The following is an 11548-nucleotide window of genomic DNA, read 5'->3' on the forward strand; positions in this document are numbered from 1 at the left end:
CGTTTTTCTTGTCTGATTATTGCGAGATAAGCGTATAAGTTCAAGTATAGAAATTTAGGAGATTTTTTTAAAGACTAGACAAATAAATAATAAAAGGGTATATAGCTGTCAATTTACTGGTGCTTTGCAATTGTAAAGCGTATGACACAGTTAGACCGCGAGAGAATGGCATGAGTGACCTGTTTGATGATAGCGAAGATGATTTGATCGAAGAAGAAGTATTCGTTAATTCTGAAGAAGAAATTGATGTCGATGATGTCCGGGAAAGCTCGACTTTGGATGCTCGAAGACGACTTGAAAATATGCTGGAGGAAAAACGTCTCCGTGATGAACTTGATGATTTTGTTGATTATTAAATTATAATGCCTATGCTCATTGAGATTCAGGGCAATGGGTATAATGTGCCATTTTATAGCGATGAGCGTATATTTTTAGGTGAAGGTCTTTTTGAGACTTTACGTGTACTTGGTGGCAAACCTTGCTATTCTGAGTTTCATTGGCAGCGATTACAAAATGCCGCATTCTTCTTACAACTCCCCTTCGAGCTTTCTTTTCCTGTGTGGTGCGAAAACCTAACGCAGTGTATTCATTTAAACCGGTTACAAGAGGGCGGCATTAAAGTCATTTTGGGTGCCGGAAATGCGCCAAGAGGATTAACTGCAAGAAGCGATGCTTCTCATTTGGTTTTTACTGCCTTTACTTATCTCATGGATAGCAACACGGTAAAGCTTAACAGTGCTTCTTGGTTGCGCGACAGTAAGAATCCAATTTATCAGCTTAAATCAATCAATTATTTGGAGGCTATTATTGCCCGCCGCCAAGTTCAACTTAGCGGAGCAGATGATGTCTTGTTTTTAATACAGAGCAATGCGCTACTGACACCACGATTGCTAATTTGTTTATCATCAAAAACAACCAACTTTTTACACCGAGTTTGCAGAATGGTCTGTTGCCCGGGATTATAAGGCAGCAGTTGTTATTACTCTGCCAGGAAAATAATATTGCCTGCTTTGAATGTGATTTAGACAAAACCAGCTTGAGAGAAGCGGATGCAGTTTTTATATGCAATGCTTTACAAGGAATACGGCCGGTGTCAGTCATTGATGATACGATTTTTCAGACTGATCATTCCTTGGTTGCTCAGTTGCAAGCTATTCTAGCTGCTGATCAACGAAACTCACGTCTCTGATATTTTTGCCTGTTGACGGCGCTGATAAGATTTTAGCACTTTTAAAGTAAGGAATAGTAAGCTCAGAATAACCAAGGTAATAACACTGGAGCTTTTATAAAAAGGAGCTGGATGAGTTAATGCATCCATACCCGCATGACCACAATAAGTGTAGATAATTTCGCCGGGAGTCAAAAAATAAACGTTGTAATGACATAATGTCTGAATTTGATTTGCGTTAGACCTAAACCATAGTTGACCAGATTAAATGGAATAATAGGGATCAAACGGATTAGCGCTACAAATTGCCAGCCACTGCGTTCAACACCTGAGATGAGTTTGTTAATCTTTGGCCCCCTGCGAGAAGCGAACCAATCAGTTGCCAAATGGCGACTAATAAAAAAGCGCATGCTGCTCCAGCTGTAGCTCCAATCAAATTAAATAGAACTCCCAGTAAAGGACCAAAGAGAGCCCCTCCCGCAAATGTCAAAACCATTGTCGGTAATAAAAGGATAGTGGCCAGGCAATAGAGTAGTACGAATAGAACAGGAGCAAGCCAACCCAAGTCTTTAATATAACTGAGTATGAGTGGCGCATTTTGTTGGAAAATCCAAGCGCAAGCAATAAACGCTATAATCGCAAAGACGATGCCAAGCGTTTTCATTGATAATAGTTTCTACACAACATACCTGTCACTTTATTACAGTGTGATTGTTTGAGCAAGAATAAACTGGGTACGCTGCAATAGTCAGGCCAATTAAATAAGTTGAGAAATAACCTGAGCCGGTATTCAATCCATGAAAGCCGGCGAGGGTATGTGTTGGACTATTAGATTGAATTAGGGGCTAACGTGCATTTGTCAGAAAACAAATCGCTAAGACAGGCAAGTTCCATTTCTTTTAAATTAGCGTTAATGACTGCTTTCAGTTTAGCATCATCATAAGCACCATTCTTTAAGAAAGCAGTATTAGGATCTTTGCCATCTCTTAATGCTTGAAGTGCTGTTTGCAGCTGCGTTGCAGCCTCTTTTCTTGCTCCCTTCGTGTAATCCCGATAGTTAAAAACCAGATCTCAGGTTCTTTTTCTAAAGTACTCAGATAGTCCCCCAGAGCGTTAATAAACCCAGTCAAATTCTTACGAGAAATTTCTGTCTTATTTGGCACTATGATGACAGAATCCAATATTCCCACTTCTTCTTGGTCATCAACAATATGGTCTTCAGATTTTTCTGTTTCTAGCAAATGAGGAAATTCCTCAACATTTATCTTTATCCAAGAAGATCCCATTAAATCTCTTTCTTCCAACGTTTCCCAGTCACTGAAACTTAAATCAATACTGGGTACTTTAAACGCGCCAAACTGAATTATAGATTCCAACGGGTTTAGTTGCTCTATTTTTTACCGCTAAAATTTCTTCCAATTTTTTTCATATTTTGCCAATAACTTATCTGCCTGCTCCAGTTCTTTTGATTGAAAAGAACCTTCTGCTGTTTTAACCGGAATTACTTTATCTACGGCAGTTATTTGTTTGCGTAAATTTTTAATTTCTCGAATACAATCATGAAGATAACTTGCTAAAGCCCCAGTTTTTTCAAGGTATTTCTTTCCGCGAGTGCAGCCATAAATGCTTTTGTTGTTTCAATGGTATCTTTTATTTTTCTACATACTCTTCTGTTGTTTCCGGTGGTAATTCATCAACCGATCGTCCATAGGAAAAAATGGTTTTTTCACCCTTGTCGAATAAAAAGTCTACTGCTTCCTGTGCAATCATCATTCGCGGAGTAACGGGTTTAGAAGCATAAGCTAAATCCAAGCGAATGGCATCGGCAATATATTCCAAGTCACTAACAGGAAGTTTTCTACCTAGGTAGTCTAAATGCGGCTCAGTTGTATCTTGTTGAATAAATAAACCTTGGTGCAAGACATCATCAAAGACTATCTTGGGATTAATATGTAGCTTATCACGAGCAAATCGTTCAATTTCACGCCGTACTTCGTTACTAACGCGAGGATTGCTTGGATCAGCCAAATGAGCCAATTGTTTAATGAGCAGTGTTCGATATAAAACAAACTCTTTCGTGTTGACAAAAGGCGTATCCAAATTGGTTGATTCATTGATTTTAAGGGGCTTATTCAGCGAATAGAGAAAATCCAACGAATGATTTAAATAACTATGGATGTTGCCCGCATTAATTTTGTTTTCAATTCGAGCACTGGGACTGTCAATCCGTAAACCCAGCATTGCACGATAATCACCGTCACCAATGAATATGGATCCTCTATTTGGATCCTGGGTTAAAGCGTAATTAAATCGTTGCGCGGTAACCAACATTTGATAATAAGGATGTAGTGCATCGACAGCTTCTTCTGGAGCAACAATAGGTGCCAAGCTTCTCACTTGTTCCAAATCTTGCACCAAACCGCCGAGTCCGCCTGCTGTAACAGGACGGGTATAAAAATCGACTAATTCTTGAGGTAAGGTAGTCTGGCGGGTTCCTTGTGGAACGGCAGCCACGATTTCCAGGACTTGCTGCTTAATTTTTTCAACTAATTCAAAGCGTTGGATAAAATCCTTATTCTCATGATTTTGTAAATAAGCTTGAGTATGGTCAATGAAATTTTTCAATTTCGCTGGAATAGGACCACGCGCTTCAGAACGCATTTCTGCTAGCAACAACGCTTGCATTTCTTTGGTTTGTTGCTCTCCATTCGTGATAATGCCTTTATGATGTTCTGATAAATTGATTTCTACTTGTTTGCTGTGACGGTAGCGGATGGCATATTCCCTAATCCATGCGGTACTTGCTCCCATGGCAACTTGTTTGTGCTCTCTACTGAAGATATTGAAATAAGCTGCAAACCCTCCGGGAGCATTTTCAGCACTATAGGTTTTCAATTGTTCCAGATCTTTATTCGTAGTGGGAACTACCTCTTTAATCAGGCGTTTTAATCGAGCACTCTCGCTGATAATATCTTCTCTTGCGTGCTGGAGAGCATCACGATTTTCTTTGTTGCGTTTGAATCGTAAACTGTCGATATTATTGACGGCGAAATAAGTTCCTACAGCAGCAAGACAGGTCATGACCAGGCCAATAGCTAGGATGCCCGCGCTAATTGGTCCGCCAATGATGATTGCAGCTAATCCTAAGGCAATGCTACCTGCGATTAAACCGCTTATACTGGCTGTTATATAAGGATGCTTAGCCATGAAACTCGGTTCAACCATTTGGGCTGTCAAGTAACGTAAGCATTGATCCATGAACTCAATTTGTAATTGTTGAGTGAATCTTTCTCTTTCTTCAGGTTTGGCAAAATAACTTTTTAGCCAGCTAATGATTTTGTATTCTTGCTTCTCAGCCAGGATCTGTTGATCCTGAATGTCATAAATATCTACAAAGGCTTGATTAAATAACTTATTTAATTCATCTAAAAAATAGACTTCAATCGCGGCATTAAGGGCTTCCTCATTAAAAGGTTGATGATCCGGGGAATGTCTCTTTTTAAAATCTTCACGCACATTTTGCTTGGCATCATCCTCCAATCCTAGCAAGAGACACTCTCTATAGTGGAACAGTTTGACCAGTTCTTTAGAGAGTTCTTCATATTTCTTATCAGTGAATCCTGCTTTTTTCATTTCAGCATCGAATTCTTTGCGTGCATCGTCATCTGCTATTCTTCCAGTGCTGGCTAACCATGCTTGATAGGCTAGATAACCAGCGCCAGCACCTAGGGCTGCACTAAAAACGCCACCGACGATATTCTTAGCACTTGCTAAAGGATTGATGACATCTGTAGGAGAACTTATTTTTTGTGCATAATAGGCGGCACCGGCTACGCCAATACCTAAAAGACCAGCTAAGACTCCATGACCAACTTTTGCTGCTGTAGAGGGTTGTTCTACTGCAAAATCCAGATAGTGATTTTGAACTTCACGATAATCGCCAATTTGCTCCACATATCGCCCAACTAATTTGGCCTGTTTTAGATTTCCAGCCATTTCAAGATGAGTGATCATGTTTTTTCTAAATATTTCCTATGGTTTTCTTTAATAAGGCGAAAATATTCATCAGTGCTTAATTTTTTAGGCATTTTTTTAATTTCACTTAAAACAAAGTTGATTAAGTATAACAATAGAACATTAAGGATATATTACGATCTTAGGATTTATGTTTTGATCACGATGTTCGTTATTTGATTATTTTTTGTAATCAAAAGGATGATTGCTTTATAAATTTTGTTGGCCTGCAACATGATGAAATAAATGGCAAAACAACGTTGGCAGTTTAAGCTGAGCCAAGAATTAGGCTAGCTAATAAAAGCAGCTATTAGAAAAATTCAGGGGAATGATGAGGTAGTAGCTAATACAGTGATTATTGCTAATCGTATTTTCTACTATTGATGCTTTATTTTTTATATAACGGAGTACGGGTGACGTATTGGGTTGGAATCCGAGCACAACCGTGCTTCTATTTCCAGATGCGTACACAATTTCTTCCTTCGGATTTGGCTAAGTACAAAGCCTTATCTGCATTCTCAATAGACTCTTCTATCGGTTTCTGATGGTCAAGTAGTGCCAAACCAAAGGAAGCTGTCACTTGAATCAGGCGCTCAGTATCCTTTATGGTGATGGCCTCAAGTCCTTTTCGAAGACGTTCACTCATTGCATAACCAGTATCCAATTCAGTGAACGGCAAACAAAGTAAAAACTCTTCACCACCGTAACGAAAAACCTTGTCATATGTTCTAATATTTTCAATAAGGAAGCGAGCGATAGTTGCCAAAACACGATCACCAGTTTGATGACCATATCGATCATTAATTTCTTTAAAGTGATCTAAATCCACCATGATAAGACAACAATTTTGTCCTTGCCGTTTAATAAATTCCTGTTGTTCTCGCAAAGTCGATAACATATTCAATCGAGAAAGCGCACCAGTCAATGCATCTCGGCTATGGAGAAGGTATTCCAACTCATTTTTAAACGTAGAAAATTCGAGCCTCATCTGTTCCAAGGCATTGGCAAAATGATCGTAATCAAGAGGAGCAATACCTTCTGGTGTACTCGCTTTTTGTAATAACTGGGCTGTTATTTGATGCATACGCTGATGTGAAACACCGAGATTGATAATTCCCGGATGAGCCTTAATTTCTTTCAGACTATCGCCATAGTACCATTGCCCGAATCGACAATGCTTATGTGCATCAGGCAGAAGATCGTTATTATCGCCAGGTAATCGGCAAATCAAGGTTCGAATGAGCGAATTGTGCCATTGCTGATGATTATAAATAGCTTGCTCTAATTGAAAGACGACTTGCTGAAGCTCATTTTGGGTAACTGAATTAAGTGATGCCATTACGTATCCTTATGCCCATTTTCTAGCTTAATAATGCCTTAATCTTGTACATGTTATGATCTGATTATAGATTGATTATTGGAGCTATGATGTCTAATAGCACAAACCATATGTTGACTAAAATGCAGTCAAATTCTGCAAATAAAGCAATGGCTGAACAACCTGAGGTAGAGGTAGGGCAATCAGAGTTACAGCCTGCTATGGTAGTAACACCCGTGCCAAAATCGCCGATGGATGAGCTAGTGGCCAAATGTTTACCCCAAAAAGATAGTTTTAATCTCACACCAAATAAATAGTTTAAAGTAATTTCTTTATATTGCTTACGAAACGTCTCAATTTTGAGTGATTCCACTGCTTGAATTCTTGTCCCTGAACGATATACTAATAAAATAAAACCTAGTCCGTTGGAGTCTTTATGGCTGCTGGGAGTTTTTCGGAAACGTCGCATTGGCGTGACTCAGCAAGAAGCCCTCGTTTTTTTATGGTTGATGCGAGAGCTGCTTTTCCTATTTTTCTTTTTCTTATGCACATCAGAGTGTGGACAGGCGTATTGGTTTTAGTATCTGCGGTATTTTTCGGGATTATTGAACATTATGGTTTTACGGTCCCGGTATTTTTGCGATGGCTTAGAAATTTCTTCGCCGGTTCTCTTAAATCCTCTCAACCTTGGTGGCGATGAATGGCAACAGATATTCGTAAAAGTATGGCTATGATTGCTGCTAATATGAATGCGAAATTTTATTTAAATGATCGTTTTGTAAGCTTTGATGAAGTATTTTCAGATACCGGATTACTACCTGCTATTGCTCGGCGGGCAGATCAACTCTGTTCTCTCTGTCTTGGTTATGGGCTAGGAGCCACTTTCGATGAGGCTGAAAATGCCTTACTAGGGATCCGTGTTGTATTTGATGAAGTCACTCCTAATGTCCTGCGCCTGCTTTGTATGACTGATGTATTGAATGAACTTATTCAAGGTGGCCCAAGCAGAGATTACACGCCTTTAGATGAATTAATGTATGATTGATCTATATTTATACTGATACGTGTAAATTAAATGAAAGAACTGATTTCTCTTAAGTTTGCCTTAAGTCATCATCTGTTAATGTAAGGCTAAGAGTAATTAGTTTTAGGAGTCTGTTATGTCTCTTACTTTTTTCGAGAAAACCGGCTTTAAGAATAGAGGATGTAAGAGTTCAAATGAGCCGCATAGAAAAATTGATCGATCTTTTGGGAAAGGCAAGTGATAATCCATTTAACTCCCAAGCCGAAGAGCTACTTGTTAATCTCGGTCATAAGCTTGGAGAAGCGCTCGATCAACCCGAAGTAACTGAGTCCAAAAAGTTAACATAATGAGCAGGTTATATTTTTTGATCAAATTACTTCCACTTTATCACAGGAAATTTTAAATAGTACTCCGTGTATGGCAAGGAATACTGTTATAATAGCTATATTCCTATATTAATTGTAAAAAACGTAGCCAATCGTTTATCCTTATCCTATATGAAAGATGAATTAACAGAACAACAAGCGCAGGCTATTTTAAAAGCGCTGGATGAAACTATCGCCACAGGTCCGTGGGAAGAATCAAATTTCTTACGTGTAATTGGTAAAAATTTGCGTGAAATACGTGACAATTTTGCCAGGCAACTGGGTAGTGAAGTAAGAGGGCAAGACAAATCTAAAACTGAGTCGAATTTGGCAAATCGAATCGCCCTTCGTGCTGGCCAACAAGAGGTATTTGTTGCTCTCTACTCGACGGAAGGAAATAATATACAAGCTTGGGAACGTATTCTTGCCAATCTCCCGCGCCAAATGATTTCACGTCCTATTTATGCTGATGAAAAGGATGTGCAATATTCAATTAAAGCAAAAGAGAATAAAGTAAATGAGGCCTATGTGGCTATTTATATCGATCAAAATGCTCTTTTAACGGTGGCTCCTGACAAAGTGCCGATGGATAAGCATGGTAGACCCTTGCTGAGTCTTAAAGATCGCTCTCTGAATTTGGAGAATATTATTCGCTTTGTGCATCTCTCAGGGGTTTATCGCTATTCAAAAGGGCGTTTAGTTAAAAATTCTCATACAGACTAACGATGAGAGTCGCGCCTTGTTTAAAGTGGGTATATACTTCATTTAAATTAATTAGTAAAAAATTGGCGAATGGCTCAACAAGCTCAACAATCAGGTGGTAGTGGCGATAATTCAATGGCACCAGTGTGGATCATGGTTCTATTGTTTCTTACGTTGTTTTTATTTGGAGAACTGCGCACCAACATATTGTTGCCTTTGTTTTCTATTTAAATATCTTACAAGCAAAACTCGTGACTCTTTTTGTTAGTAATGAGCAACTCGCCTCTGATGTTTATCTGATGCAGACAATTGATCCAGCCACGGTGGATTGGGATCAATTTTTGACGCTGACGCGTAGCGTGGGTGATTATATCCGCTACCCGGTCGTTTTGATTCTTGTTATTCTGGCAATTTTTCTCTATAAATCGGATATTACACTTAAATTTCGTAGACCTCACAATATGAATACCTTGCGTGCTCAGGAACAGCATAATTGGATGGCAATTATGCCGGTTGTGAACTTGGATCTGGCTGATACGGATATCAATACAGGTCCTTGGGCAATGGCTTTAACACCCATTGAGTTTGCACGCAAATATCACTTGTTAAAAAAGGATGATGCACTCTTGGATAATCCGGTACCTGGATTAGAGATGACTGCTGGTATTCGCAAAGGAGATGCCAAGCGAGTATTTACCTTGCAATTAGGTCCTTATTGGGATGGATTTGATCGTTGCCCTCCACAGGCTTATGCCTTGGCCGCTGTCTTTATGGCTCGTATGAACAGAGATAGAGATTCAGCCAATTTAATTTTAGAAACCTTGGATAAAACCTGCACTTCAGGAAAGCCGGATTTTACTGTGGCAAGATCGGTGTTAAAAAATATCAAAACGCCGAAAACGTTCAAGAGATTTTAGCAAAGCATGCTTATCTTCTGACCGTTATGGCTTCTTTAATTGAAGCTTCACGAGAAGATGGTGTAGTTCCGAGCGCAGAATTTTTGTGGTTAAAGACCATAGATCGGCGATTATGGTATATGCTTAATTGTGTAGGCAGACAAACGCCATTTGCCGAGGTTGGGGGGCCTTTTGCTCACTGGCGAGCGGAAAAAGAGATGAAGAGGCGTTCTTTGGTACCCATGATTGATGAGGCTATTAAAGCCCTTGAAGTCGCGGTGAAAGAAGTCAAATTAACGCCTAAAGAATTGCAGGAGTTAGAACCGTAATGCGTGGTATTGATTCGCGTCATGAAATAGATCCAACCATGTTGCTAAGGGATACTCGTACCCTTGGCCAAAGGCTTGCTGACTTTTTTGCCGATCCAACCAACGTTTCCATTGTTTTGGTTTCAGTGGCTGCAGTTTCCTATTATCTCTCTGAGGTGGCTAGCTTAATGCTAGTTATAGGTGTCCTGTTTTTTCTTTATAGTTATACCCGTAAGCAAAAATTACCTTTCAGATTGCCCAAAATTGCCAGAGTCAAAGATTATAATGATCTAAAGCCAGGAATTGGTACTCCCAATATTGCAAGAGGCATTGCTTTCTTTGGTAATGATCGTAAAACCAATGAAGAGTTATGGTTTGCCAATGATGATTTAAGAACCCATGCTCTTATTTTTGGTTCTACCGGTAGTGGTAAAACAGAAGCACTTGTATCGTTAGCGTTTAATGCGCTTGTACAAGCCAGCGGTTTTATCTATGTTGATGGAAAAGGTGATAACTCCCTTTACGCCAAAGTTTTTTCCATGGTACGTAGTATGGGGCGTGAAGATGATTTACTACTTATCAATTTCATGACCGGTGCTCGCGACGTTATTGGTCCGCAGGAAAGACGTCTGTCCAACACCCTTAATCCTTTTTGCCAGGGTTCTTCGAGTATGTTAACTCAGCTCGTTGTGAGTTTAATGGGTTCTTCTGGTCAGTCATCTGATGGTGATATGTGGAAGGGACGTGCCATTAGCTTCGTCGAAGCATTAATGAAACTACTCGTCTATATGCGGGATGAGGGAGCAATTTTGCTTGATGCCAATAGTATCCGTAATTATTTTGACTTGGTAAAACTAGAATCAATCGTAATTGATAAAGTATTTCCTCGTGATGAACAAGAGAGTATTAATATAGAATCTGTACCAAAATTAGTAACTGACCCTCTACGTAACTATGTTTTCAACTTACCTGGTTATAACAAAGAGAAAAGGGTAAACAGGTTTCCCAGGTTTTAGAACAGCATGGTTTCATTACTATGCAGCTAGTACGTGTATTTTCATCGCTTGCAGATACCTATGGCCATATTATCCGGACTAACTTGGCTGAGGTTGATTTTAAAGACGTAGTACTTAATCGACGGATTCTGGTTGTATTATTACCTGCTTTGGAAAAATCGCCCGATGAGTTATCGAACCTGGGTAAGGTAATTGTTTCCTCTTTAAAGGCGATGATGGCTGCCGGTTTAGGAGATCAGGTAGAAGGTGATTATCGTGATGTTATTTTGCGAAAGCCTACCAATTCCCCGACCCCCTATATGTGTATTCTTGATGAGTACGGCTATTATGCGGTGCAAGGTTTCGCTGTTGTACCGGCGCAGGCTCGTTCTCTTGGATTCTCGGCTATTTTTGCTGGACAAGATTTACCTGCATTCCAGAAGGCATCGAAAGAAGAGGCTGCATCCATCGGTGCAAACACTAACATAAAAATTTGTATGAAATTGGAAGATCCTACCGAAACGTGGGATTTCTTCACTAAAACAGCTGGTGAAGCTTATGTTACTAAAGTAGATTCATTCCAAACCAAGGACACCAGTATTGCTAATAGCTATATGGATACGAAGAGTTCTTCATTTGAAAAACGAGCACGTATCGATTTATTGGATTTGAAAGATCAGACTGAAGGTGAGTCCCATATCTTTTTTAAATCCAAAATTGTACGCGCACGTATGTTTATGCTAATCCAAAGCCAGTTA

Annotated in this window: 12 protein-coding genes and 3 pseudogenes; 9 read left to right on the top strand and 6 right to left on the bottom strand. The window is 39.5% G+C overall.

Features of this window, described 5'->3' with window-relative positions; translation table 11 throughout:
* Positions 1-170: 170 nt before the first annotated feature.
* Together BN58_RS06985 and BN58_RS22915 are read left to right on the top strand one after the other, a co-directional pair.
* Positions 171-356 carry a PA3496 family putative envelope integrity protein gene (locus BN58_RS06985; protein ID WP_019216222.1) on the top strand — a complete coding sequence of 62 codons (186 nt, stop codon included), beginning with the start codon at positions 171-173 and terminating at the stop codon, positions 354-356.
* A 12-nt stretch (positions 357-368) separates the two neighbouring features.
* Positions 369-1189 (top strand): annotated as a pseudogene (locus BN58_RS22915) (aminotransferase class IV).
* Here BN58_RS22915 and BN58_RS33255 read toward each other — a convergent pair.
* The 6 genes from BN58_RS33255 to BN58_RS29640 form a co-directional block, all read right to left on the bottom strand.
* Positions 1178-1363 carry a hypothetical protein gene (locus BN58_RS33255; protein WP_232220413.1) on the bottom strand — a complete coding sequence of 62 codons (186 nt, stop codon included), beginning with the start codon at positions 1361-1363 and terminating at the stop codon, positions 1178-1180. The pseudogene BN58_RS22915 and the gene BN58_RS33255 overlap by 12 nt on opposite strands.
* Positions 1360-1554: a VTT domain-containing protein gene (locus BN58_RS33260; RefSeq protein WP_232220416.1), complete on the bottom strand. Its 195-nt coding sequence runs from the start codon at positions 1552-1554 to the stop codon at positions 1360-1362. Before BN58_RS33260 ends, BN58_RS33255 begins: the two co-directional genes overlap by 4 nt.
* Complete coding sequence (locus tag BN58_RS33265) at positions 1467-1832, bottom strand: TVP38/TMEM64 family protein (RefSeq protein ID WP_232220417.1); 366 nt, start codon at positions 1830-1832, stop codon at positions 1467-1469. Before BN58_RS33265 ends, BN58_RS33260 begins: the two co-directional genes overlap by 88 nt.
* A gap of 322 nt (positions 1833-2154) precedes the next feature.
* The gene (locus BN58_RS07000) at positions 2155-2544 is read right to left on the bottom strand and encodes a hypothetical protein (RefSeq protein ID WP_019216225.1); all 390 of its coding nucleotides are present in this window, start codon (positions 2542-2544) and stop codon (positions 2155-2157) included.
* 274 nt (positions 2545-2818) lie between these two features.
* Positions 2819-5182, bottom strand: a complete 2364-nt coding sequence (locus tag BN58_RS07005) for a hypothetical protein (RefSeq protein WP_019216226.1) — start codon at positions 5180-5182, stop codon at positions 2819-2821.
* 451 nt (positions 5183-5633) lie between these two features.
* Positions 5634-6521, bottom strand: coding sequence for a diguanylate cyclase (locus tag BN58_RS29640; RefSeq protein WP_019216227.1), 888 nt, complete (start codon positions 6519-6521; stop codon positions 5634-5636).
* Between the two features lie 86 nt (positions 6522-6607).
* On the opposite strand from BN58_RS29640, the gene BN58_RS07015 reads away from it, so the two are divergent.
* From BN58_RS07015 to BN58_RS22930, 7 genes and pseudogenes are all read left to right on the top strand, one after another.
* Positions 6608-6817, top strand: coding sequence for a hypothetical protein (locus tag BN58_RS07015; RefSeq protein WP_156812412.1), 210 nt, complete (start codon positions 6608-6610; stop codon positions 6815-6817).
* A 119-nt stretch (positions 6818-6936) separates the two neighbouring features.
* Positions 6937-7200 (top strand): IcmT/TraK family protein, encoded by a 264-nt coding sequence (gene icmT / locus BN58_RS07020; protein WP_019216229.1) that lies wholly within the window; start codon positions 6937-6939, stop codon positions 7198-7200.
* A complete protein-coding gene (locus BN58_RS07025; protein ID WP_019216230.1) occupies positions 7201-7545 on the top strand; it encodes a type IV secretion IcmS family protein in 345 nt (114 codons plus the stop codon).
* A gap of 173 nt (positions 7546-7718) precedes the next feature.
* Positions 7719-7871 carry a hypothetical protein gene (locus tag BN58_RS30670; RefSeq protein ID WP_019216231.1) on the top strand — a complete coding sequence of 51 codons (153 nt, stop codon included), beginning with the start codon at positions 7719-7721 and terminating at the stop codon, positions 7869-7871.
* A 150-nt stretch (positions 7872-8021) separates the two neighbouring features.
* On the top strand, positions 8022-8612 hold the full coding sequence (gene icmQ / locus BN58_RS07035) for a Dot/Icm secretion system protein IcmQ (protein ID WP_026069324.1): 591 nt from the start codon (positions 8022-8024) through the stop codon (positions 8610-8612).
* A 69-nt stretch (positions 8613-8681) separates the two neighbouring features.
* A pseudogene (gene icmP / locus BN58_RS22925) lies at positions 8682-9816 on the top strand (type IVB secretion system coupling complex protein DotM/IcmP).
* 191 nt (positions 9817-10007) lie between these two features.
* Positions 10008-11548, top strand: a pseudogene (locus BN58_RS22930) (TraM recognition domain-containing protein); the annotation flags it as partial.

The organism is Legionella tunisiensis (genome assembly GCF_000308315.1).
GTDB lineage: Bacteria > Pseudomonadota > Gammaproteobacteria > Legionellales > Legionellaceae > Tatlockia > Tatlockia tunisiensis.